The 25,259-nt window shown below is 36.7% G+C and carries 24 protein-coding genes; 8 read left to right on the forward strand and 16 right to left on the reverse strand.

What is annotated here, in order from left to right:
* Positions 1–935 precede the first annotated feature (935 nt).
* Entirely contained in the window at positions 936–2,573 is a 1,638-nt protein-coding gene (gene pafA, locus D0817_RS17260; protein WP_127339625.1) for an alkaline phosphatase PafA, read from the forward strand.
* Positions 2,574–2,679: 106 nt separating this feature from the next.
* On the opposite strand, the gene ald is transcribed toward pafA, so the two are convergent.
* Positions 2,680–3,798 (reverse strand): alanine dehydrogenase, encoded by a 1,119-nt coding sequence (gene ald, locus D0817_RS17265; protein ID WP_127339626.1) that lies wholly within the window; start codon positions 3,796–3,798, stop codon positions 2,680–2,682.
* Between the two features lie 199 nt (positions 3,799–3,997).
* On the opposite strand from ald, the gene D0817_RS17270 reads away from it, so the two are divergent.
* Positions 3,998–4,456, forward strand: coding sequence for an Lrp/AsnC family transcriptional regulator (locus D0817_RS17270; RefSeq protein ID WP_127339627.1), 459 nt, complete (start codon positions 3,998–4,000; stop codon positions 4,454–4,456).
* 61 nt (positions 4,457–4,517) lie between these two features.
* Here D0817_RS17270 and D0817_RS17275 read toward each other — a convergent pair whose 3' ends face one another.
* Together D0817_RS17275 and D0817_RS17280 are read right to left on the reverse strand one after the other, a co-directional pair.
* A complete protein-coding gene (locus D0817_RS17275) occupies positions 4,518–5,966 on the reverse strand; it encodes a glyceraldehyde-3-phosphate dehydrogenase (RefSeq protein ID WP_127339628.1) in 1,449 nt (482 codons plus the stop codon).
* Positions 5,967–6,183: 217 nt separating this feature from the next.
* Positions 6,184–7,584 carry a trypsin-like peptidase domain-containing protein gene (locus tag D0817_RS17280; protein ID WP_127339629.1) on the reverse strand — a complete coding sequence of 467 codons (1,401 nt, stop codon included), beginning with the start codon at positions 7,582–7,584 and terminating at the stop codon, positions 6,184–6,186.
* Between the two features lie 139 nt (positions 7,585–7,723).
* Between D0817_RS17280 and dapF the strand changes: the two genes are divergently transcribed.
* From dapF to D0817_RS17305, 5 genes are all read left to right on the forward strand, one after another.
* Positions 7,724–8,506 carry a diaminopimelate epimerase gene (dapF, locus tag D0817_RS17285; RefSeq protein ID WP_127339630.1) on the forward strand — a complete coding sequence of 261 codons (783 nt, stop codon included), beginning with the start codon at positions 7,724–7,726 and terminating at the stop codon, positions 8,504–8,506.
* Between the two features lie 58 nt (positions 8,507–8,564).
* Positions 8,565–9,092, forward strand: coding sequence for a GNAT family N-acetyltransferase (locus D0817_RS17290; RefSeq protein WP_127339631.1), 528 nt, complete (start codon positions 8,565–8,567; stop codon positions 9,090–9,092).
* 16 nt (positions 9,093–9,108) lie between these two features.
* Entirely contained in the window at positions 9,109–10,149 is a 1,041-nt protein-coding gene (mltG, locus tag D0817_RS17295; RefSeq protein ID WP_127339632.1) for an endolytic transglycosylase MltG, read from the forward strand.
* Between the two features lie 59 nt (positions 10,150–10,208).
* Positions 10,209–11,072 (forward strand): DUF2279 domain-containing protein, encoded by an 864-nt coding sequence (locus D0817_RS17300; protein WP_167470955.1) that lies wholly within the window; start codon positions 10,209–10,211, stop codon positions 11,070–11,072.
* A 99-nt stretch (positions 11,073–11,171) separates the two neighbouring features.
* Positions 11,172–11,816: a peptidoglycan-binding protein LysM gene (locus D0817_RS17305; RefSeq protein ID WP_127339634.1), complete on the forward strand. Its 645-nt coding sequence runs from the start codon at positions 11,172–11,174 to the stop codon at positions 11,814–11,816.
* 62 nt (positions 11,817–11,878) lie between these two features.
* Here the strand turns inward: D0817_RS17305 and scpA are convergent, their stop codons facing one another.
* From scpA to dnaA, 10 genes are all read right to left on the reverse strand, one after another.
* Complete coding sequence (gene scpA / locus D0817_RS17310) at positions 11,879–14,017, reverse strand: methylmalonyl-CoA mutase (protein ID WP_167470956.1); 2,139 nt, start codon at positions 14,015–14,017, stop codon at positions 11,879–11,881.
* A 46-nt stretch (positions 14,018–14,063) separates the two neighbouring features.
* Positions 14,064–15,428, reverse strand: a complete 1,365-nt coding sequence (locus tag D0817_RS17315) for a methylmalonyl-CoA mutase subunit beta (RefSeq protein WP_127339635.1) — start codon at positions 15,426–15,428, stop codon at positions 14,064–14,066.
* 16 nt (positions 15,429–15,444) lie between these two features.
* The gene (locus D0817_RS17320; protein WP_127339749.1) at positions 15,445–15,780 is read right to left on the reverse strand and encodes an FtsB family cell division protein; all 336 of its coding nucleotides are present in this window, start codon (positions 15,778–15,780) and stop codon (positions 15,445–15,447) included.
* A 147-nt stretch (positions 15,781–15,927) separates the two neighbouring features.
* Positions 15,928–16,536 (reverse strand): uridine kinase, encoded by a 609-nt coding sequence (gene udk, locus D0817_RS17325; protein WP_127339636.1) that lies wholly within the window; start codon positions 16,534–16,536, stop codon positions 15,928–15,930.
* 347 nt (positions 16,537–16,883) lie between these two features.
* Positions 16,884–17,765 carry an SDR family oxidoreductase gene (locus D0817_RS17330; protein WP_167470957.1) on the reverse strand — a complete coding sequence of 294 codons (882 nt, stop codon included), beginning with the start codon at positions 17,763–17,765 and terminating at the stop codon, positions 16,884–16,886.
* A gap of 78 nt (positions 17,766–17,843) precedes the next feature.
* Positions 17,844–18,971 (reverse strand): methionine aminotransferase, encoded by a 1,128-nt coding sequence (locus D0817_RS17335; protein ID WP_127339637.1) that lies wholly within the window; start codon positions 18,969–18,971, stop codon positions 17,844–17,846.
* A gap of 48 nt (positions 18,972–19,019) precedes the next feature.
* Complete coding sequence (locus D0817_RS17340; RefSeq protein WP_127339638.1) at positions 19,020–19,445, reverse strand: energy transducer TonB; 426 nt, start codon at positions 19,443–19,445, stop codon at positions 19,020–19,022.
* Positions 19,446–19,467: 22 nt separating this feature from the next.
* Positions 19,468–20,181 (reverse strand): SAM-dependent methyltransferase, encoded by a 714-nt coding sequence (locus tag D0817_RS17345; protein WP_127339639.1) that lies wholly within the window; start codon positions 20,179–20,181, stop codon positions 19,468–19,470.
* Positions 20,182–20,269: 88 nt separating this feature from the next.
* On the reverse strand, positions 20,270–20,737 hold the full coding sequence (locus tag D0817_RS17350) for a low molecular weight protein-tyrosine-phosphatase (RefSeq protein ID WP_127339640.1): 468 nt from the start codon (positions 20,735–20,737) through the stop codon (positions 20,270–20,272).
* Positions 20,738–20,746: 9 nt separating this feature from the next.
* Complete coding sequence (dnaA, locus tag D0817_RS17355) at positions 20,747–22,174, reverse strand: chromosomal replication initiator protein DnaA (protein WP_029272655.1); 1,428 nt, start codon at positions 22,172–22,174, stop codon at positions 20,747–20,749.
* A gap of 186 nt (positions 22,175–22,360) precedes the next feature.
* On the opposite strand from dnaA, the gene D0817_RS17360 reads away from it, so the two are divergent.
* Positions 22,361–22,765 (forward strand): acyl-CoA thioesterase, encoded by a 405-nt coding sequence (locus D0817_RS17360; RefSeq protein ID WP_127339641.1) that lies wholly within the window; start codon positions 22,361–22,363, stop codon positions 22,763–22,765.
* Between the two features lie 31 nt (positions 22,766–22,796).
* Here D0817_RS17360 and D0817_RS17365 read toward each other — a convergent pair whose 3' ends face one another.
* From D0817_RS17365 to ribD, 3 genes are all read right to left on the reverse strand, one after another.
* On the reverse strand, positions 22,797–23,429 hold the full coding sequence (locus D0817_RS17365) for an IMPACT family protein (protein ID WP_127339642.1): 633 nt from the start codon (positions 23,427–23,429) through the stop codon (positions 22,797–22,799).
* 171 nt (positions 23,430–23,600) lie between these two features.
* Entirely contained in the window at positions 23,601–24,203 is a 603-nt protein-coding gene (locus tag D0817_RS17370) for an HAD family hydrolase (protein ID WP_127339643.1), read from the reverse strand.
* Positions 24,196–25,245: a bifunctional diaminohydroxyphosphoribosylaminopyrimidine deaminase/5-amino-6-(5-phosphoribosylamino)uracil reductase RibD gene (ribD, locus tag D0817_RS17375; RefSeq protein ID WP_127339644.1), complete on the reverse strand. Its 1,050-nt coding sequence runs from the start codon at positions 25,243–25,245 to the stop codon at positions 24,196–24,198. Before ribD ends, D0817_RS17370 begins: the two co-directional genes overlap by 8 nt.
* Positions 25,246–25,259 lie beyond the last annotated feature (14 nt).

A 25,259-nucleotide genomic window follows, 5' to 3' on the forward strand; every position in this document is an offset into this window, starting at 1 on the left:
CAAAGTACTGTAATTATGTGGGAGCCCCGATAGCTATCGGGGGTCGTCGCCTTTCTTTTAAAAACCCTGTTTCTAACGAAACGGGGTTTTTTGTTTTGTAGTTGTGGGTGTTTTAACCGCAAGGGCCGCAAAGGTTTTTTGGAATACGGTTAGATTGCAAGGTGCGCAAAGGCTGTGCGGGAAGTATTGGAATTTGGAACTTTTCCCGATAGCTATCGGCATTGGAATTTTGTATTTATATTGATCCGTGGATTTTAACCGCAAGGGGCGCAAAGGTTTTTTGGAATATGGTTAGATTGCAAGGTACGCAAAGGCTGTGCAGGGAGTATTGGAATTTGGGGCTTTGTACCGATGGCTATCGGGATTGGAATTTTGTATTTATACCTCAGTGCGTTAGGGATCGCAGCGGTATCCTTTTGCGGGGACCCCCCAAAGTCCTGACGTAACAACCAAACCACTCCCGCAAAAGATTTAGCGAAGAGCCCGGCCCGAAGGGAAACGCCCAGATGTAATAGCTGATAATGTATTAAGAAATGATTTTGTTGGATGAATTTAGCCGCAAGGGCCGTAAAAGTTCTTTGCAATAGGGTTAGATTAGCAAGTTACCCAAAGGCTATGCGGCAAGTATTGGAATTTGGACCTTTTCCCTATAGCTATTAGGATTGGAATTTTGTATTTATACCTCAGTGCGTTAGGGATCGCAGCGGTATCCTTTTGCGGGGAACCCCCAAAGTCCTGACGTAGCAATCCCAAAGCAATCCCGCAAAAGATTTAGCGAAGAGCCCGGCCCGGAGGGCAACGCCCAAATGAAATATATGATGATAGACCAGGTTGAGATTCTGTTAAATTATAATCAATTTTAGGTTTTAAATTATGGCGGGTTAGCCTATCTAAATGTGAATCTGTATTTTTGTATTAAATATTATAATTTACATATGAAAAAAAGTATTGTATTGTTGACATTATTTGTTATCTCAAATTTAAGTGCTCAACAACGTCCCAAATTAGTTGTAGGTATTGTAGTGGATCAAATGAAAATGGAATATTTATATCGGTTTTCTGATGATTTTTCTCCAAACGGATTTAAAAGATTAATGGATAATGGATATACTTTTCAAAATATGCATTATAATTATATGCCAACGTATACTGCTCCGGGGCATGCTTCTATCTATACAGGGACTACACCTGCAACTCATGGAATTGTAGGCAATGAATGGTTTAGCAGAACTCTTGGGAAAGATATATATTGTACTGATGATGCATCTGTTAAAACCCTGGGAGATGGGACTGTTGAAGAAGGTGCAATGTCTCCTAAAAACCTGCAAAGTACTACAATTACCGATGAAGTAAGAATGGCTACCAATTTTACCGGAAAGGTGATTGGTATTAGCTTAAAAGACCGTGGTGCAATTTTACCTGCAGGACATTTTGCAAATTGGGCATTTTGGTATAGTAAGACAGGTTCCTTTATTTCAAGTACTTTTTATGGGGATAAACTGCCGGAATGGGTTACTCAGTTTAACAATGAGAAACATTATTTAACCTATATTAATAAAGGTTGGGATTTATATAAACCAGCAGCTACCTATAATGAAAGTCTGCCTGATAACAATCCGTATGAAGGAAAATTATATGGCAGTTTGGCACCGGTTTTTCCGTATGATTTGAAAAAAATGTATGAGAAGAATGATGCGGGTATTTTAAGGGCTACTCCGTACGGGAACGATTTACTGGCAGAGTTTGCTATGAAAGCAGTTGAAAAGGAAAACTTAGGTAAAGATAATAATACCGATTTCCTGACAGTGAGTTTTTCTTCTACAGACTACGTAGGCCATTTACTTGGACCTCGTTCTATGGAGCTTCAGGATACGTATTTGAGACTGGACCAAACGATTGCTGACTTTTTAAATTATCTGGATAAGACGGTCGGAAAAGATAATTATTTGCTTTTCCTGACTGCTGATCATGCCGGTGCTGAAAACGTAATCTATTTAAAAGATCATAAGTATAATGTTGATAATTATCCTTCAAAAGACGTTAAGCAAAGCATGCAGGACTTTTCGATTAAAACTTTCGGAACAGATTTGATTTTAAACTATTCTAACTTTAATGTATTCTTCAATAAACAAATCATTAAAGAAAAGGGATTGGATCTGATAAATGTTAAAAAAGCTTTTAAAGATTTTCTAATGGCACAGCCACAAGTCAAAAAAGTGTATACAGAAGAAGACGTAATGGCTAATTCCGGAAATGATTATTACTTAAACTTTGTAGCAAAAGGTTATGATGTGACTCAGAACGGAGATTTGGTTATTATCGACAAACCGGGTGATATTGAATATTCAACTACTGGAACCTCGCATGGAACGCCTTACAGTTATGATACGCATGTCCCTGCAATTTTCTACGGATGGCATATCAAAAAAGGAGAATCTTATGATAAAAAAGCAATAACTGAAATTGCACCTACAATTGCCCAAAAAATAAAGGTTGCTTTTCCGAATGGAACTGAAGCTAAAGTACTGCAGGAAGTTTTAGAGGAGAAAGAAATAATTTCTACTAAAAAATAACAGTTTTTACATTTATAAATTTTTGTGCATCATAAAAAAAAGGCTTTTCAATTAAGAAAAGCCTTTTACATTTAGTGTTTTAGTAAGCACTTATTTAATGTTAGCACTATGCGTTTGCTAACACTAATTCTTGGTTAAAAGGAAGATTCCAGGCTTCAGCAACTCCTTTGTAAAGGATTTTTCCGTTTGCAACATTTAATCCTTTTTTCAATTCTTCATTTTCAGCACAAGCTTTTTCCCATCCTTTGTTTGCTAATTGCAATGCGTATGGTAAAGTTGCATTTGTTAAAGCTAAAGTAGAGGTGTAAGGAACAGCACCTGGCATATTCGCTACACAGTAGTGAACAATATCATCAATAATAAAAGTCGGGTTCTCGTGAGTTGTTGGGGTACAAGTCTCGATACAACCACCCTGATCTACCGCAACGTCAACAACAACAGTTCCCGGACGCATTAATTTTAGCATGTCACGAGTAATTAAGTGAGGTGCTTTTGCTCCTGGAATTAAAACAGCACCCACAATTAAATCTGCGTCAGCAATTGCTCTTGTAATGTTATAATGATTAGACATTTCTGTATTTACGTTAGCCGGCATAATATCGTCTAATTGACGTAAACGTGGCAAGCTTAAATCCATAATTGTAACCTGAGCTCCTAAACCAGCAGCCATTTTTGCAGCTTGTGTTCCAACGATTCCTCCACCAAGTATTAAAACTTTTGCCGGTGGTACACCCGGAACACCACCTAAAAGAATTCCTCTTCCTTTTAATGGTTTTTCAAGGTATTTGGCTCCTTGCTGAATAGCCATACGACCTGCAACTTCAGACATTGGAACTAATAATGGTAAACTACGATCTGCTTTTTCAACAGTTTCGTAAGCTAAACATACTGCTCCTTTTTCCAACATGGCATGAGTCAGTTCTTCAGAGGAAGCAAAGTGGAAGTATGTAAAAAGTAATTGATCTTTTTTGATTAATGGATATTCAGAAGCAATAGGTTCTTTTACTTTAATGATCATTTCAGCAATGGCATATACTTCTTCGATAGTTGCCAAAACGGTTGCACCTGCATCTGCATATTCACTATCGGCAAAACCACTACCTAAACCTGCAGTTGCCTGAACGTAAACTACATGTCCGTGTTTTTTCATTTCAGAAACACCAGCCGGAGTTAATGCTACACGATTTTCGTTATTCTTGATTTCTTTTGGAACACCTATTATCATATCGTTATATTTTTTTGTTTGTTGAAATTGTTTTTACAAATTTACAGTTAGAGAATATATTATTGATAATTAGCTGATAAATAAGAAAATATTATTTTATTTAGTACTTTTACAGAAAAATATTCTGTTTGGAAATGGTTTCATCTTCCAAAAAAGAAAAAATGACTTATTTTCAATCAAAATTTAAAACGTTTTCGTTATGGCTTTAGATGAAACTGACAAAAAAATCCTACGTCTTTTGCAGGAAGATGCGCACTACACCTTAAAAGACATCGCAAACAAGATCAATTTATCCTTAACTCCGGTTCATGATCGGGTGAAACGTCTTGAGAAAGAGGGAGTTATTGAGAAGTATGTGTCGATTTTGAACAAGAAAAAATTAGGAAATAATCTTACGGTTTATTGTCAGGTTACCTTGACTAAACAAACTTATGATACTTCGGAAGGTTTTAATCAGTCTATTTTGAATTTACCTGAAGTAGTCGAATGTAATTATGTTTCCGGGAACTTTGATTATATGCTTAAAATTATCATTCCGGATATGGAAAGCTATCATCATTTTCACCAGAAAAAATTATCTGTTTTACCGGAAGTTTCTCTGATCAATACGGTTTTTGTGATTTCGGAAGTGAAGAGTACGACAGTTTTGCCGATATAATAAAACAAAAAACCACCAGGAATACCTGATGGTTTTTAGCAATAATTGGTTTTGGTTTATATTAGTAATATGTAAACCGTCTTACTTTGGCAATATACTTGGCTAAACGGATTACCTGATGACTGTAGCCATACTCGTTATCGTACCAAATGTAGAGCACTATGCTTTTCCCATCTTTAGCCACAATGGTAGCATTGCTGTCATAAATGGCTGGAGCTGATGTTCCAACAATGTCCGATGAAACTAATTCATTGTTTAGGGAATATTTAATCTGCTCTACCAATTCTCCTTCCAGCGCGTATTTTTTCATTATTTTATTAATCCCGGCAATGCTTGTTGCTTTTTTCACTTCTAAACTCAGGACTACCAGTGAACCGTTTGGCACAGGAACTCTTATCGCATTGGACGTTAATTTTCCTTCCAAAGAAGGTAATGCTTTTGCTACCGCACTTCCTGCTCCGGTTTCTGTAATAACCATATTTAAAGCAGCAGCCCTTCCGCGGCGGTATTTTTTGTGCATATTATCAACTAAATTCTGATCGTTGGTATACGCATGAATGGTTTCCAAATGGCCTTTCACAACTCCCAGTGTGTCTTCAATAGCTTTCAAAACAGGTGTAATAGCATTTGTAGTACAGGATGCTGCCGAAAAAATATTAATTTCATCCGGATTATAATCATTGTGATTGACACCATGAACAATATTAGGAACTCCTTTTCCTGGAGCTGTTAGTAAAACTTTGCTGACCCCATTTGAGGTTAAGTGTCTTTTTAAAGCTGCTTCGGTGGTAAATACACCGGTGTTGTCAATAACCAATGCATCATTGATTCCGTATTGTGTATAATCTATTTCTTCAGGGGAATTTGCCGTAATCATATGAACGGTAGTGCCATTGATGATCAAAGCATTGTTTTTTGGGTCAGTGGTCACAGAACCCTGGAAATCTCCGTGGATGGAATCATAGCGTAATAAAGAAGCTCGTTTCTCTAAGCTATTAACATCATTTGTGTCACGGGTTACAATCGCTCTCAGTCGCAATTGGTTTCCCTTTCCGGTTTTTGACATTAGCTCTCGTGCTAATAATCGGCCGATTCTTCCAAAGCCGTAAAGCACTACGTCTTTGGGCTGAATTTCTTCTGATGATTTTGCTTTTTTCAATTTGTCCAGGACAAAATATCTGGCATCGGGATATTTTTCATCTTCCAGACGATACTCGTACGTTAGCTTTCCTAAATCTAATTTTGCAGGAGGAAGATCTAATGATAAAATAACCTGAGCGATTTCAACAGAATCAAAAATGGTAATGGGTTTGCCAACAAATTCTCCCGCATACTGATGCAGGTTGATAATATCGCTGACATTTTTATCCAATAATTGATTTTTGAACAGCACCATTTCGATGGATTTGTCATACCATAAATCACTTATGATTTTAATTAATTCGACACCAGCTCTCCTTCGGTCGACTTGAAGTGATACTTCTTTTTGGTACAAAGTTTTTTTGCTCATAATTAAAAATTTGAAAAAATAAATAGGGTCCTATTTTAAAATTTTGCGCAAAAGTATCCATTTCAATCGATTTCGTAAACTATTTTGGCATTTATTTTTGAAAATAAAAAAGCCACCTTATTTTTTAAGATGGCTTTTGAAGTTGTCATTTTGATCCAAATTTTCAATTTTCATTCACAGCGGCTGACTGAGACTGTAACTAAAACTGAGACTAATTTTAGATAATAATCCTAAGGATTTCTCCGTTTTTATTGATCATTTCAATACGTACACTTTGTCCTTCGTCTTTTTGTTTCAAAAGTTTTGAAACAGTTTCAACATTTGTCGCTTTTACATTGTCAATACTTAAAATAATATTGCCTTGCAGCTCATTCTGATATTGCATCAGATTTTCATTTGTTATACTTCTAATTTTTACTCCGTAATCAATTCGGAATTTCTTTTTATCGGCAGCATCAATATTTTCTAGCTCTATTCCTTTAAATTCAGCACTGTAAAATTCATTTTTGCTTAAAGTTACGGGAACTACTTTGGTTTTTGCATCTCTAATAAAAGTTACATTTACTACATCATTTGGGCGCTTTGTATTGATGTAACCCGAAAGATCTGCATATGAGCTGATTTTTTGAGTGTCCAGTTTTATAATTACGTCACCTTCCTTAAGTCCGGATTTTTCTGCTCCGGAATTTTTTGAAACTTTATTGACATAAAACCCTTCTGTTTCCGAAATACTTAATTCTTTTGATGCATTACTATTTAATTCGCGACCTTCAACACCTAAAATTCCTCTTTGAACATTTCCAAATTCCATAATGTCCTCGATAATTTTTCGGGCAATATTAGAAGGAACAGCAAAAGAGTATCCAACATAAGATCCTGTCATTGATGAAATCATAGTGTTAATACCTATTAATTCGCCTCTGGTGTTTACCAGTGCGCCACCACTGTTTCCGGGATTTACGGCAGCATCGGTCTGGATAAAGGACTGAATTCCGTTAGTGTCCAGATTTCTGGCTTTCGCCGAAACGATACCAGCTGTTACTGTTGAAGTCAGATTATACGGATTTCCAACGGCTAAAACCCATTCACCAATTTTTACAGAATCAGAATTTGCAAAAGCGGTGTACGGAAGTTTTTCATCAGCATTGATTTTTAATAATGCGATATCCATTTTTGAATCAGTACCAATAAGTTTGGCCGGATATGATTTTTTATTGTTTAAGGTAATTTCAATTTCTGAGGCATCCTTAATCACGTGATTATTGGTTACAATATAACCGTCTTCAGAAATAATAACACCCGAACCGGTTCCGACCTGTTCTTGTTGCTGTTGTCCTCCGTAACCGTAGAAAAATTCCATCATCGGATTACTTACAGTTCGTCGCGAGACATTTTTAACGTGTACAACAGTATGAATTGTTTTGTCGGCCGCAGCGGTAAAATCGACAGTTTCAGCAGACAGTGCAACATTTTTACCGTAGGAATCCGGAGCAAGGGTTACAACAGAATTTCCTTTTCCAAAAAAAGAATTGCTGCTTTCAAATAATAACTTGTAAGCACCAAGGGTAATAGCGCCGCTTAATAATGACACTAAAAATAAGGCTGAAAATCTTTTCATAATTAGAATTTATGTTTAAGTTATTTAACGTAAAATTAATTGAAAAAATTATGTGGAAAAATGGTTTAACGCTCTTTAACAATGATTAACATTTCATTAATTAATAGTTTGTACTTTTGTACTTCTTAACCGAATAAAAATGCAGATAGAATTTTATAAATATCAGGGTACAGGGAATGATTTTGTGATGATTGACAATCGTTCCGGCTTTTTTCCTAAAGACAATATCAAACTAATCGAGCGCTTGTGTGACAGGCGTTTCGGAATTGGTGCTGACGGACTTATTCTACTTGAAAATGACGCTGAAACCGATTTTAGAATGGTATATTATAATTCAGATGGAAACCAAAGTTCGATGTGTGGAAACGGTGGCCGCTGTCTGGTTGCTTTTGCGAATCAATTAGGGGTTATTGACGATAAAACCACTTTTATAGCCACTGATGGTTTGCACCATGCTTCAGTAGGGGATGATGCTATTGTTTCTTTGCAAATGATTGATGTGGATGAAATTCAGAAAAAAGAGGCTTATACTTTTTTAAATACGGGTTCTCCGCATCACGTGCAAATTGTGGATGATTTAGAACATTATAATGTTAAGGACAACGGGGCAGCCATTCGTTACGGTGAATTATATGGAGAAAAGGGAAGCAATATTAATTTTGTAAAAAAAGTAGATGATGGTACTTTTTCACTTCGTACTTACGAAAGAGGAGTTGAAGACGAAACCCTTGCCTGTGGTACCGGTGCTACAGCCGTTGCTATTGCCATGAATGCCATTGGTCAGACGGATAAAACATCTATTAATCTGAATGTAGAAGGCGGCAAGCTGGTGGTTTCTTTTGATAAAACCGGTGAACACTATACCAATGTTTTCTTAACCGGACCTGCAAAATTTGTTTTTAAAGGAACGATAGAAGTATAAAATTCGATTTTTTAAATTCCAAATTCCAAAATCTAAAGTCTAAAATCTAAAGTCTAAAATGATTACACTCAAAGGAGATTCCGTTTACCTGCGCGCATTAGAACCTAATGATCTGGAGTTTGTGTATGCAATGGAAAACGACCAGAGTATTTGGGAAGTCAGTAATACACAAACCCCTTACAGCCGATTTTTGGTGCGCCAATATCTTGAAAATGCGCATCAGGATATTTACGAAGCCAAACAATTAAGGCTGGCGATCTGTCAGGATGAAGATTTTCCGGCTATCGGATTGATTGATTTATTTGAATTTGATCCGAAAAATAACAGGGCGGGAATTGGAATTGTCATTCAGAATATGGACAACAGAAACCAAAAGGTTGGTTCTGAGGCACTGGGATTATTAATTAAATACTCTTTTCATAATTTAAACCTGCATCAATTATATGCAAATATTAATGTAGGAAATGTAGCTAGTATAGCACTTTTTACTAAATTTGGCTTTAAGGAAACAGGAATTAAAAAAGATTGGATTTTGCAAAATAACCAGTATCAGGATGAAGCAATATTTCAATTAATTAACAAATAACTTTAAAATTTCAGCTTTGACTATAAAAAAAATAATCACGTTAACTGCCGTAGCCGTAATTTCAGTTTTAATGATTTACGGATTCATTTTGATTAGTAGAATTTTCAGTTCCAATACTAAATTCGAAGAAAAAGAAGTATACGTATATGTTCCGACCGGAGCTAATTATACAGATGTTAAAAAGATAGTAGCGCCTTACATTAAAAATTTCGATAATTTTGAAATGGTAGCCAATAAGAGAAGCTATCCTGAAAATGTGAAATCAGGTCGTTTTTTACTTAAAAAAGACATGAATAATATTGATCTGGTAAGAGCGATGCGTTCTAATGTGCCTGTGAAATTAGCCTTTAACAATCAGGAGCGTCTGGAAAATTTTGCAGGAAGAGTTGGATCTGAGATTGAAGCAGACAGTTTATCGCTGATGAAAGCCATTAAGGATTCTACTTTCTTAAAAGAAAATGGCTTTAATGAAGAGAATGTTTTCGCCATGTTCATTCCGAATACCTATGAAATTTACTGGAATACTTCTGCAGAGAAATTCCGTGATAAAATGATTAAGGAATATCATAATTTCTGGACAGCTGACAGAATTGCAAAAGCAAAAGCACAGGGTTTAACTCCGGTTCAGGTTACCATTTTAGCTTCTATTGTTCATAAAGAATCCGTTAAAAAAGACGAAAGACCGCGTATCGCCGGTGTTTATCTGAACCGTTTGCGTCTGGCAATGCCTTTACAGGCTGACCCTACCGTAATATATGCCCTGAAATTAAAATCGAATGATTTTGACCAGGTAATCAAAAGGGTTTTCTATAACGACCTGATCATGAAATCTCCTTATAATACATATGTAAATGTGGGGCTTCCTCCGGGACCAATCGCAATGCCTGATATTACAGCGCTGGAAGCCGTTTTAAATCCGGAAAAACACGATTATATTTATTTCTGTGCCAGTGTTGAACGCTTCGGATACCACGAATTTGCTTCTACTTACGAACAGCATACCATTAACGCCAAAAAATATTCAGACTGGATTGCCGGTCAGGGAGTAACAAGATAGTTTTGAATTTAAAAAATGTCCCAATTTTATTGATTTTATTTTTTTTGAATTTTCAATTGATGAAGGCTCAGCGTAAAATCGATACCTTTTTAACGCCTTCAGATACTTTAAATTTAAAAAGACAAAATACAGTTATCGTAACTGAAGCTGCTTTAGCTTCAGCTACCTTAATTGGTTTGAATCAGATTTGGTACGCCGATTATCCGCAGTCTAAATTTCATTTTATAAATGATAATAAGGAATGGCTTCAAATGGATAAGGTCGGGCACTTTTATTCCGCTTATCATTTAGGAAGATTTGGCGCCGAAGCCCTGAACTGGAGCGGTACCGATGCTAATAAGCAATTGGTTTACGGTGCCGGTATTGGTTTTGTTTTTTTAGCCGCTGTTGAAGTTTTCGATGGTTATTCCTCCGAGTGGGGAGCTTCTTCGGGAGATATTATTGCGAATACGACGGGAACGGCCTTATATGTGTCTCAGCAATTACTTTGGAAAGAACAACGTATTACACCTAAGTTTTCTTTTCACACCACTTCTTATGCTGACAGAAGGCCTGATAAACTGGGAAGTTCGCTAAACGAACAGATCCTGAAAGACTACAACGGACAAACGTATTGGCTTTCTGTTAACCTTCATTCTTTTGCGAAAGAATCAAAAATTCCGAAGTGGCTGAATGTAGCTTTTGGATATGGAGCTGAGGGAATGTTATTCGGAAATGTACAAAATGAAATTCCGGTTTCGGTCAAAAATCCGGAAAGATACCGTAAGTTTTTTCTTAGTTTTGACGTTGATTTAGCTAAAATTAACACAAAATCGCATTTTTTGAAAACTATTTTTTCCGTTTTGAACACGATTAAAATTCCTGCCCCAACTTTGGAATACTCCGCCAATAAAGGGCTTAAAGCACATGCGCTTTATTTTTAAAAATGCTAAAATACTGATTACTAGTATAATTACAATTTTTTTTATCTTTGCACCGTAGAAATTTCAAAAAGGTGACAGCGTTTTGAAGAAAAACAATTTATGATAAAGAAATGGTACTTTTACTCGAGTTTGATTGTTATTATTACATTTTTAAGCCTGGGTTTTAAACCCTTTAATCTAAAAACCAAACCGTGGTTTTTAATCGAAAAAATGGATGGATCCGAATACTTACTTCCATCTCAAGAAAAGGATGATTATCCTAATTTAAATTTAAACATCCCATACACCGGAAATCATCTGATCGGGTTCAAAGAAGCAGTTGCTTTTAAAGAATCCCAGGGAAAATACCGGCTGGTTAATTCCTTAGGGTACATGGGTAAATACCAGTTTGGTTCTAAAGCTTTAAGAGCTATTGGTATTCACAATGACAAAGCTTTCCTCAAAGATCCTGCTTTACAAGAAAAAGCTTTTATTGCGTTACTGTCTAAAAACAAATGGATTTTACGCAATGAAATTGAAAAGTATGAGGGAAAAGTTATTAATGGTGTTGAAATTACGGAATCCGGAATTTTGGCAGCTGCACATCTTGGAGGCGCAGGTTCAGTAAAAAACTTCTTTAAAAACAGAGGAAACAGGCGTTTCAGAGATGCTTACGGGACTTCACTAAGAAGTTATATGAAAGCCTTCGGAGGTTATGATCTTTCTTTTATTGAAGCAGATAGTAATGCTACAATTAACGATTAATAAAGTGTAAACTTTATAAAAAAACCTGCTGTAAAAAGCAGGTTTTTTTTATGGTTACATTTTTAGTCAATTAAAATATCAAGAATTTTGATAGCCGCCTCACTAATTTTGGTTCCCGGACCAAAAACAGCCACTGCTCCGGCATCAAACAAGTATTGATAATCCTGTGCCGGAATCACACCTCCGACAATTACCATTATATCTTCACGGCCGTGTTTTTTAAGTTCTTCAATTACCTGCGGCACCAGTGTTTTGTGTCCCGCGGCGAGTGATGAAACACCCAAAATGTGTACGTCATTCTCCACTGCTTGTTTGGCCGCTTCGGCAGGTGTCTGAAATAAGGGTCCTATGTCGACATCAAAACCAACATCGGCATAACCTGTTGCTACTACTTTTGCGCCTCTGTCATGTCCGTCCTGGCCCATTTTGGCAATCATAATTCTGGGGCGTCTTCCTTCTTGTTTTGCAAAGGCATCTGCGAGTTGTTTTGCCTTTTCAAACGTTTCGTCATTTTTTATTGCTGCACTATACACACCGCTAAAGGATTTAATTTGCGCTTTGAACCTTCCGAAAATACTTTCCAGAGCATCGCTGATTTCGCCTAAAGTTGCTCTGTTTCTTGCCGCCTCGACAGCAATTTCAAGTAAATTGCCCTGTCCGGTTTTAGCACAAAGGATTAATTTTTCCAGTGATTGATTTACTTTTTCAGTATCTCTTTTTGATTTTATTTCTTCCAGACGTTCTATCTGTTGTTTACGAACCATCTGGTTGTCGACATCCAGTATATGTAACGGATCTTCTTTTTCTAACCTGAACTTGTTTACGCCTACAATTATATCTTGTCCGCTGTCAATTCGAGCCTGTTTTCTGGCGGCCGCTTCTTCGATTCGCAGTTTTGGAATGCCGGCTTCAATCGCTTTTGTCATTCCGCCCAGCTCTTCGACTTCCTGAATGAGTTTCCAGGTACTTTCCGTAATTTCATTGGTCAGGCTTTCGACGTAATAACTGCCAGCCCAGGGATCAACTGTTTTGGTAATCTTGGTTTCTTCCTGTAAAAAAATCTGCGTATTTCGCGCTATTCTGGCAGAGAAATCAGTTGGTAACGCAATGGCTTCGTCGAGTGCGTTGGTATGCAGGGATTGTGTTCCGCCAAAAGCTGCTGCAGTTGCTTCAATACAGGTACGGGCTACATTGTTAAAAGGATCCTGTTCTGTTAAACTCCAGCCGCTTGTCTGGCAATGTGTTCGTAGTGCTAAAGATTTATCGCTTTTCGGATTGAATTGCTGAATCAGTTTGGCCCAGATCATTCTTCCGGCTCTCATTTTGGCAATTTCCATAAAATGATTCATTCCGATAGCCCAGAAAAAGGATAATCGTGGCGCAAATTCATCAATGGTCATTCCGGTTGAAAGACCTGTTCTGATATATTCCAAGCCATCTGCGAGCGTATAAGCGAGTTCAATATCGGCTGTTGCACCGGCTTCCTGCATGTGATATCCTGAAATTGAAATCGAATTGAATTTCGGCATTTTCTTGCTCGTAAATTCAAAAATATCGGCTATGATTTTCATGGAAGGAGTTGGCGGATAGATGTAGGTATTACGTACCATGAACTCCTTTAAAATATCATTCTGAATCGTGCCCGAAAGTTTTCCGATGGCAACTCCCTGTTCTTCAGCAGCGACAATGTAAAAGGCCATAATAGGTAAAACGGCACCGTTCATGGTCATAGAAACAGACATCTCGTCCAGCGGAATCTGATCAAAGAGCACTTTCATGTCTTCAACAGAATCGATGGCTACGCCGGCTTTACCAACGTCGCCCACTACACGTTCATGATCGGAATCGTAACCGCGATGGGTAGGCAGGTCAAAAGCAATTGACAGACCTTTTTGTCCGGCGGCCAGGTTTCGTCTGTAAAAAGCATTGCTTTCTTCTGCGGTGGAAAATCCTGCATATTGACGAATCGTCCAGGGACGTCTGACATACATGGTGGCATACGGGCCACGTAAATTGGGTGCATAACCCGCTCCGAAATCCAAAAACTCTAAATCTTCGATATCCTTTTCAGAATAGGTTTTTTTGATCTCAATTCCTTCAGCAGTTACAAAGTTGTCGCCAGCCAATTGATCTTGCGAATCAACTTCTGACTTCTCCCTTTTAACTTCTAACTTTATATGTGTAAGGTCTTTTCTTATCATGTAAATACTCTTTTGAGTAGTTTTTATTAATTACTTTGAAAAATGATTATTCTAATTCTAAACGTTCCTGTTCCAGTTTTTCAGCTAATCTTTTTTCTATAATGGGTGTAATTAATGTTTTTCGGGGTTTTACTTTTACGAAAGGAAACAATTCCAGATCATGTTTCATTTTGTCGTCTTTATTTGGATATTTATTCGTTCCCAGCAAAACTTCTTTTTTCGAATCGAATAATTCCTGCTCTTTAGCAGCGCTTTCCTGGATTTTCTTTTTAATGGTTCCGTCGTTTAAAAGTTTCAGGAAACCTCCATTGGCTTCAATGTCTTTAAAGAGATTCAGACTTTTCTCTGCCAGCTGCATCGTTAAACTTTCGATATAATAACTTCCGTCGGCAGGATTATTTACTTTGTCGAAATAACTTTCATGCTTTAAAACCAACAATTGATTTCTGGCGATTCGATCCCCAAATTCATTGTCTTTGTGGTATAAGGAATCATAAGGTAAATTGGCAACGGCATCAGCACCGCCCAGAATTGCCGACATGCATTCGGTTGTGGTACGGAGCATATTGACATTATAATCGTAAATTGTTTTGTTGCGTTTTGTCGGGGTGACTACTAAATGACACTCTAATTCCGGATCGTACTCACTGGCAATTAATTTGAAAAGCATTCGTAACGCACGAAGTTTTGCAATTTCAAAGAAATAATTGGTTCCAACGGAAACTTCAAAAACGATTTGTTTCGGAAGAGTAGCCAGACGATTGAAATATTCATTGGCATGCGCTAAACTATATGCAATTTGTTGTGTAATATTGGCACCGGCATTTTGATACAGACCGGAATCAATGCTAATCAAAGATACATTTGTAGTTGCTTTTGAAATGAAATCAATAGTTTCAAAATTATTTTTGTCAGTTGTGGTAAACCAGTTTCCTTCGCGTGCAAAATGGCCAATGGGATCGATATTGCAATAAAAAGTACTTTTTTTCTGTATTGAAATTGTATCTAATAATTTCACGAAATCGATTGAAATAAATTTCAAATTAAAGTAAACGATCCTGTTTTCTAAAGGAAGATTTTCTAACAGTTTCTGAATATCTGTTTTCTCGTTTTCTATTGTAAAACGAAGGCTTTCAGCGCCTCTTTCGATAGTATTTAAAGCTCTTTGAATTGATTTTTCGATATCATAAACAAAGATGTTCTGGCAGATTTTAAAATCGGCCGCTTTTGTCTGTACATCAGCTGCTTTTGAGAATTCGTCGCTGTGATAAAATGGCTTTACCTGAATGTCTTCAGGAGAATGCCAGATTACAGTTTCGTTATAATCAGCTCCATCCAGTTCAAACTGAATTTTTTGTTTCCACTGTTTGGATGAAATTGGACTAAAATCGTCGAATAGGGTAGTCGCCATTGGGTGTTTTTTCTGATTATTCTTTATTATCCTGAATAGTATCTCCTTCAAATTGAATGATGTATATGTCTTCGCTGTCTTTTTTCATAAAGTACTTTTCACGGGCATATTTTTCGATCTGTTCCGGATTTTTCAGTTGCTTGATTTGTTCCTGATCTTTTTTAATTTCCTCCTGATAGTATTTTTTATTGTCTTCGAGCTCATTGATCTGATTGTCTAAAAAACGATGGTCAAAATAGGAATAATTGTCTAAAAATAACATCCAAACAACAAAAAACAGTAATACCCAAACATATTTATTGCCCAGAAACCTGAACCAGGATTTGCCTTTATACGGATTTGTTATTTTAATTTTCACTTTAAACGATTATTACTTATAATTTGATTTCTTTTTTAGCCCCGATATTCTTTTTATGTCTGTAGCAACAGACATAAAAAGATAAAGGCGAAAGCGGGTCCCGATAGCTATCAGGATTATGGAATAAATTTACAATAAAAATTATGAAATTCTCTGATTTATTACTGCCCGGACTACATCAATGGCGACAGTATTGTATTTGTCGTTTGGTATAATGATGTCAGCAAAAGCTTTTGATGGCTCGATAAATTGCTCATGCATAGGTTTTAAGGTGTTTTGGTAACGTGTTAAAACTTCATCGATATCACGTCCGCGCTCTGAAATATCACGTTTCAAACGACGGATTAATCTTTCATCAGAATCAGCGTGAACGTATATTTTAATGTCAAAAAGATCGCGAAGCTCCGGATTGGTCAAAATCAGAATCCCTTCAACAATCATTACTTTTCTGGGATGCGTAGAAACCGTGTCATCGGTTCTGTTATGCTGAATGAATGAATAAACAGGCTGATCTATTGTTTCTCCGGCTTTAAGCGCTTTTAAATGTTTGACCAGTAAGTCAAAATCAATAGCACGCGGATGATCAAAATTAATTAATGCTCTTTCATCAAATGATAGATTAGTGGTTTCTTTGTAGTATGAATCCTGGGAAATTACACCAACTTCTGTATGTGGTAATTCGTTCATGATTTGGTGTACTACCGTTGTTTTTCCACTTCCTGTTCCTCCTGCAATTCCAATAATGAGCATAAATTTGTTATTATATATTTGTCCGGCAAAAATAATAATTTAAGTGGATTATATCTAAACATATAATTTATTTAAACGATGCGTACTGTGTATTTAAAACATATAAGTTATGTAAGTTCATTTTAGCTCTGTGTTTAGTTATAGCTGTAATTTATTGGGTAATTCCGGATTAAATCAGTAAATACTAAGTTTCGGAAATAAATATGCGCAAAGCTAAAATGAACTTACATAACTTATATGGTTGAAGTAAGAAAGCATAAAAAAATCCCGACAGCAACGCCATCGGGATTTAGTGCAATCAGTATAATTTTTGAAAATATTCTGAATTTAGTAAGCACATTATTTATTTACTTATTCTTTTTCGCTTTTATCATCATTTCAAGCTGATCCCAAAGTTCTTCGGGAATTGCTTCGAGTAAATTGAATTGTCCTGCACCTTTAAGCCATTCACCACCGTCAATTGTGATGACATCACCGTTTACATAAGCAGAAAAATCAGAAACCAGGTAAGCAGCCAGATTGGCCAGTTCCTGATGATCGCCGACACGTTTCAATGGCACTTTTTTGGCCATATCGAATTTTTCGGCTAAATCTCCGGGTAACAATCTGTCCCAGGCACCTTTTGTCGGGAACGGTCCCGGAGCAATAGCGTTAGAACGGATTCCGTACTTGGCCCATTCTACGGCAAGACTTCTTGTCATGGCTAAAACTCCTGCTTTTGCAGTGGCACTTGGTACTACGTAGGCAGAACCTGTCCAGGCATAAGTGGTCACGATATTCAGAATGGTAGCTGATGTCTGTTTGGTGTCAATCCAGTGTTTACCAAAAGCGAGTGTACAGTTTTTGGAACCTTTTAGTACGATATCTATAACAGTATCAAATGCATTTGCAGATAATCGCTCTGTTGGGGAAATGAAATTTCCGGCCGCATTGTTCAAAAGTACATCTACTTTGCCAAAAGCTTTCAAAACTTCCTGAAGCATATTTTCTACTTCTTCATAATGACGGACGTCACACTGAACCGGTAAACATTTTCCGCCAGTTTCGCTTTCAAGCTCTGTTGCAGTAGTTTTGAGCTTCTCTAAATCTCTCGAAGTAATTGCTACCTGAGCTCCTAGTTCAAGGAAATATTTAGTCATTGCTTTTCCTAAACCACTTCCGCCGCCTGTAACTACAATGACTTTACCCTTTAAAGCGTCATCTCTTAACATTTTATCTGTATAGCTCATATTTTTTTTCTTTTTATTACAATATTAAATAAATAAATAGGATGCACGCATAATAATGTTATAAAATTTTGATAAACTTTATATATTACCTAATTTTTTTGCAGCAGATTCCAAGGTAAAATCGTCTTTGGCAAAGCAAAAACGGATTAATTTCTGATCTTTATGGTCGGAGTAAAAAGTTGAAATCGGAATCGCAGCAACCCCATGATCGGTGATTAGATTTTTACAAAATGTCACATCGTCCTCATTTGAAATGTTGGCATAAGAGGCTACCTGAAAATAAGTTCCTTCACATGGTTTCAATTCAAAGCGGCTGTTTTGTAGCAGTTTTTGAAAATAATCCCTTTTTTCCTGATAGAATTTTCCAAGCAGGTTTACATCAACAACTTCTAAATACTGGCTGATGGCAGCCTGAGAAATACTGTTGACACTAAAAACCAAAAACTGATGCACCTTTTTAATTTCTTTCATCAGGTATTCAGGCGCAATGGTGTAACCAATTTTCCAGCCTGTAATGTGAAATGACTTCCCGAAAGAGGAAACCATAATACAGCGATCTAAAAGAAAATCTTTGCTATGTGCTGAAATGTGTTTTTCTTCGAAAGTAATGTATTCGTAAACTTCATCCGATAAAACGAGGATCTCCGGATATTTGGAAAGTATTCTTTCGAATTCTGTAAAATCAGCTGCCGTTAAAATTTTTCCTGTCGGATTGTGCGGATTATTGATGATAATCATCTTTGTTTTTGGGGAGCAGGCTTTTTCAATCGTTTCCCAATTGGGCGTATAATTATCGTTTAAAGCTACACGAACCGGTTTTGCATTACAAAGAAGTACCGGAGATTCGTAGGAATCGTAACTAGGATCCAGAATAAGAACTTCATCACCGCTTTTTACCAAAGCTAAAATTGAAGTAAAAATTCCCTGTGTTGCGCCCGCCGTAACTAAAAGTTCTGAATCAGGATTGATGGTTCTGTTGTAAGAACTCTGAATTAACTTCGCAATCTCTTGCATCAATGGCGGATAACCGGCCATTGGTGTATATTGATGTACATTTTCTTTGGTCAACCGGGCCAAAATATCGGTCAGTCTTTCGTCAACAGGAAAATTAGGAAATCCCTGCGAAAGATTGATGGCATTGTATTCGGCAGCCATTTTTGACATGACCGTAAAGATGCTGGTCGTTACATTTGGAAGTTTACTCATGGGAAAGTTTGTTGTTTAAAAACTTGGTGAGTGCAATAGGAGAGCGTATTACCTGATCGTGATAAAGCCGCCATTTAAAGTTCGGACTTCTTTACCATGCTGTTTGCCGGGATTCCATTTTGGAGCTAATTTTAAAACACGAATCGCTTCGTCTCCCGTATTGGAACCAAGATCCCTTAGTATCTTTATATCACTTAAAGAACCGTCTTTTTCGATAATAAAAGTAAAATGGATTTTTCCTTTTACTATTGGTTTGTCGGCGGGTTTTATAAAATTCTTTTCCAGAAAATTGGTAAACTCAGTACTGCCCCCCGGAAATTCCGGCTTTGCGTCTATTCCGTTAATAGCATAGATGAGATTTTCATTAGCTATAGTGTTTGTTGGTGCTACAGCAGGTTTTCCGCGATCTTTTCCAGTTTGTGAAAATGTAAACTGCGCAAAACAAATCAAAATCAGGAATAGAAACTTTTTCATTATAAATGGTTTTAAAGTTAGTTTACATTTTATGAATGATAAATATAGTTGGTCTGTTGTGCAAATCAACTTTGATTTTCTTCCAGTCCGAAATACGCATCGTTTTGATGAATTCGGTTGGTAAGGTGATGTCGGTAGCGATACAAAGATGTGTGGCAGGATTTAGAATCTGCAAAATATCTTCGACCAATTTGTTGTTTCGGTAGGGGGTTTCAATAAAAAGCTGGGATTGGTTTTTATCCTGGGATAACTTTTCAAAATACTTTAACGCCGATTTTTTCTCGTCTTTGTCAATAGGCAAATACCCATTGAATGTAAAACTCTGCCCGTTCATTCCGGAAGCCATCATGGCCAGCAAAATGGAAGAAGGACCAACCAGCGGAATGACCTGAATTCCTTTTTCATGAGCAAGCTTAACGATTACTGCTCCGGGATCTGCCACTCCGGGACATCCGGCTTCACTCATTAAACCCATGTTTTTTCCTTCTAACAATGGTTTTATGAACTCTAAATGTTCACTTGGTTCAGTTCGTTTGTTAAGGGTAAAAAGAACAAGTTCCGATTGCTTCTTTTCTGGATATACTGCTTTTATGGATTTTCGGGCCGTTTTGTCGTTTTCAACAATATAATAATCTATAAGTTCGATACTTCTTTTTACAGTTTGCGGCAAAACATCCATCGGATCGCTTTCGCCCATTGTGGTTGGAATTAAATATAATTTTCCTGGAAGTTTCATGTGCGTTTTTTTAAGTGATAAAACGGATTTTGTAAAAGTAGGAATTTCTTTCCACGATTTCTTTAAAAGAAAAAATGAAAAGAATGAATTAAGGATGGGCTTTGATTAGTTTTTCAGAAATGATTTCGGCTACTTCATCTAACATCTGGTATACATTATCAAAACCATGTGCTGCTCCAAAATACGGATCCGGTACATCTACATTTTCGTCCGGAAATAATTCGTTTAAAATAAGGTGGACTTTATTTTTGTGCTCGGGAGTTTTAGCCAGATGGATCACATCGCGGTAATTTGAATTATCCATAACATAGATATAATCAAATTCGTCGAAATCAGAAGTTTTAAACTGTCTTCCTTTTTGGTTGTGAATGCATAAGCCGTTTTTCTGAGCCACTTCAATCGAACGTTTGTCGGGAGCATGACCGATATGCCAGGATCCTGTTCCGGCTGAATCAACAATAAATTTATCCTGAGGTAATTTTGATGCTAAAATACCTTCGGCTAAAGGTGACCTGCAAATATTCCCCAAACAAACCATTAAAATTTTTACTGGCATGACTCGCGTTTATAGCGTTAGTTTTTTGTTGATGTCTTCGACAAATTTTTTGAATTGTTTGTCTGTGGAAACTAAATTGTCAACTGTCTTACAAGCATGTAATACAGTAGCGTGATCACGGTCTCCAATTTGTGAACCAATGTTTGCCAAAGAAGCTTTAGTAAATTTCTTTGCAAAAAACATCGCCAGTTGCCTTGCCTGAACAACGTGTCTTTTTCTGGTTTTTGACTGAAGTGTTTCGATATCCAGCTGAAAATAATCGGATACAATTTTTTGGATATAATCGATAGAGATTTCTCTCTTTACATTTTTAACAAATTTCTCTACAACGCTTTTGGCCAGCTCAATTGTAACTTCTTTTTTGTTGAAAGAAGATTGTGCAATTAACGAAATAATAGCACCTTCCAGTTCTCTGACGTTGGTTTTGATATTACGGGCAACATATTCTATAATGTCTTCCGGCATATCTACACCATCTCGGTACAGAATGTTTTTCAGGATCGAAATACGCGTTTCGTAATCCGGCTGATGCAATTCGGCAGATAATCCCCATTTGAAACGGGACAATAAACGCTGCTCAATATCCTGCATATCAACAGGAGCTTTGTCAGAAGTTAGGATTACCTGTTTTCCGTTTTGATGTAAATAATTGAAAATATGAAAGAAAACGTCCTGAGTTCCCGATTTTCCGGATAAAAACTGAACATCATCAATGATCAAAACATCGATCAACTGATAAAAGTGAATGAAATCATTACGATTATTCTTTTTTACCGAGTCAATATATTGTTGTGTGAAAATTTCGGCAGAAATATATAAAACCGTTTTTTCAGGGTATTTGTCTTTTACTTCAACACCTATTGCATGTGCAAGGTGTGTTTTTCCCAAACCAACTCCGCCAAAAATTAATAAGGGGTTAAAGGATGTTCCTCCGGGTTTGTTGGCTACTGCCATACCCGCAGAACGGGCCAGACGGTTGGAATCTCCTTCAAGGAAATTGTCAAAACTATAGTTCGCATTTAACTGGGACTCAATTTTTAAATTTCTGATTCCGGGAATTACAAACGGATTTTTAAGTTCCGGATTTAGGTTTTTAAACGGAGCATCAACCTCTTGCGGTTTCATCGGCACTCTGTTGGCACTTGGCAGCTGTTCAGTAAACGGCTGTTTATTACCATAAGTGTTTTCCATTTTGATTTTATAGAGTAACTTTGCGTTTTTTCCCAGTTCTTTGGTAAGCGCAACTTTCAATAATTTAACGTAGTGTTCTTCTAACCATTCGTAGAAAAATTTACTTGGTACTTGAATATATAACGCGTTGTCGGTTAGCTCAACTGATTTGATTGGTTCGAACCAGGTTTTGTATGCCTGGTCTTGAATATTGTCTTTTATAAAGGACAAACAGTTTTCCCATACCGATTGAGCAGTTTTAGTCATAGATTCAAATAAATTTTTTATTATTGATAAAGATTCTCCTAATAAAAATGGAGCGATTTTATTCCGAATTTCGGGATAACAAATATGTGAACAAATTTCTGTAAAAAAAAATAATTTGGGCTCTAATTTTATAAAAAAATGTTGTAAGGAGACTTTTAAAAACTAATTTTTTTTAATATATAAATAATGAAAAATCATCAAACTCAAGTGCGGGTTCGTTACTCTGAAACAGACCAAATGGGAGTTGTATATCACGGAAATTATGTTCCTTATTTTGAGATAGGACGCGTGGAATGGCTTAGAGATAAAGGGATTTCCTATAAAAGCATGGAAGAAAGCGGAATTGGATTGCCGATTGTTTCAATGCAGATTAATTACAAAAAATCGGCACGTTATGATGAACTGTTAACGATTCATACGACTTTCAAAAGTCAATCTTCCGTCAAGATCGAATTCGACTGCGAGATCTATAATGAAGCAAACGAGTTATTAACAACTGCGGTGTTTATTTTAGTATTTATTTCGTTAAAATCAGGTCGCCCGACTGCCCCTCCGGATTATATTTTGGAGTTGTTTAAAACCTTGTTATAATTGTTAAAAAGGCACTGGATTTTCTATTAATTTAGATAAATTTGATGTCAATTTCAAACATTAAATCAAAAATGCTGAATACTGTTTCAGCATTTTTTTTTCGTGTTTTTATCACGATTTTGCCAATTGGCATTCCCGAATTTTCATCCATTTCCATTTCCTGAGAAACGATATCCAGCTTTTTCTCTTTGATCACGCGCATCACTTTATTCATGTTTTTATAGTCAAAAGAGATTAAAAACGGAACATCGATTGTTTTTTCGACTAGCTCACAGACTTCAAGCGTCATTTGTGCCGTGGTTTTGTAGGCGGCAATTAATCCGCCCACACCCAATTTTACACCGCCAAAAACACGAACCACTACAACAAGGGCATTAGTCAAGCCAAAAGACTGTATCTGACCGTAGATCGGGGCGCCGGCTGTATTACCTGGTTCGCCATCATCATTGGCACGATAAGAGAGGTTTGGAGCTATACCCAGTTGATACGCATAACAAAAATGTACGGCGTGCGGATGTTGTTTTTTTAAGATTTCAATAATGGGTTTTACTTCGTCTTCGGTTTCTATAGGAAAAGCGTAGCCAAAGAATTTACTTCCTTTTTCCTTAAATAAGGTTTCTTCTGACTCAAAAGCAATGGTTTGAAAAGTGTCGTTGTATTCCAAAAGTAAATTTTCTTAATTATATTGAATAGTTGCCCGACTATTTAGCGTCAGAAACATCTAAAGTTTTTTTTGCCACAGATTAAAAGATTCACACAGATTATTGCTAAACAAATTGAAAGAAGAAAAATAAATCCTTTTAATCTTTTAATCTGTGGCAAAAATAAAGAATAACTATAATATTTTTTTATCAAACAAATCCACAACATCTTCTTTTCCTACCTGTAAATTCCATACGTGGAAGCCCAATGCGGAGGCAGAATCCGTGTTTTCTTTTTTATCATCTACAAATAAAGTTCGTTTTGGGGATAACTCATGTTTGTTGATTAAATATTGAAAGGCATCAGCATTTGGTTTTCGTTTTCCAATTTCAAATGAAAAATACACTTTTTCGAAACACTGGTAAAAATCGCTGTAAAAAGAAATGCCGCTTTTATTTTCGAAAGTCTCAATATGAATAGAATCCGTATTGCTCAATAAAAACAACCTGTATTTTTTGGAAAGCATTTGCAGGAATTCTAATCGGTACAATGGAAAATCGGCCAAAACGGCGTTCCATGCTTTTAGGATCTCTTCCTTTGAAGCATTCGGAAGTTCTTTTTGAAAACCTTCAATAAATTCATCATGCGAAATGTCACCGGTTTCAAATAAAAGATTCAGACGGTCCAGTTCAGCATTCCATTCGGTCAGGCCTAATTGCTGCAATCCTGAAATGGTAGCCTGTTTGTCTAAATTGATAAAAATATCACCAAAGTCAAAAATTATAGTATCAATCATGATTTCTAATTCGTGTTAGTTCGTCGTTTTCAATATTGATTTTGCCTGATATTTTCCCGGATAAAAAGGGAGCTTTCGTTCCTTTTCCAAATAAACTTTTTCCTTTAAAGATTCTCGCTTCGTCCCAAATATCCTCATCTATAAAAGTCTGCAGGGTTCTTAAACCTCCTTCAATCAGTACAGACTGAATTTGATTTCGATATAAAACGTCAATAATTTGAGGAATGATATTCTGATTAAAATCAATTGCTTCAAAGGTAAGATTTTCTTTTTCGCTGGCAATTTCAGAATTTGTAATTACAATCGTTTTAACACTGTTGTCAAAAATAAAACTGTCTTCGGGAATTCGGTTATTCTGATCCAAAATAATTCGAACCGGATTATTGCCGCTCCAGTCCCTAACGTTCAGTTTCGGATTGTCATCAATAATGGTTTGCGTTCCCGCCAAAATTGCCTGTTCCTCGCTTCTCCATTTGTGTACCAGTTGTCTGGAATACGGGTTGGTAATCCAAACCGGTTTTCGGTCCTGATGTCCTGTTTTTTCAGGGGCTAAAAAGCCATCCTGACTTTCGGCCCATTTCAGGATAATATAAGGCCGTTTTTTTTGATGGTAGGTAAAAAAGCGTTTGTTGAGTTCGTTGCATTCCTGTTCGAGAACGCCAACGGTCACCTTCGCGCCGGCCTCGATAATTTTTTTTATTCCTCTTCCGGCCACTTTTTCATTGGGATCAACAGTTCCGACTACTACATTTGGGATTTGATGTTCAATAATTAAATCACAGCAGGGCGGTGTTTTTCCAAAATGGCTGCAGGGTTCCAGGCTCACATAAATAGTAGCCTTTTTTAATAACGATTTATCTTTCACAGACCGAATCGCGTTTACTTCTGCATGCGGTTCTCCGGCTTTTTTATGCCAGCCTTCACCAATAATCCGGTCTTCGTAAACAATTACACTTCCTACCATAGGGTTTGGATAGGTCGTTCCGAAGCCATTTCTGGCCAGCTCAATGCAGCGTTTTATGTATTTCTCTTCTGTATTCACCCTGCAAAAGTAGT

The organism is Flavobacterium cupreum, assembly GCF_003996965.1.
In the GTDB taxonomy this organism is placed as follows: Bacteria; Bacteroidota; Bacteroidia; order Flavobacteriales; family Flavobacteriaceae; genus Flavobacterium; species Flavobacterium cupreum.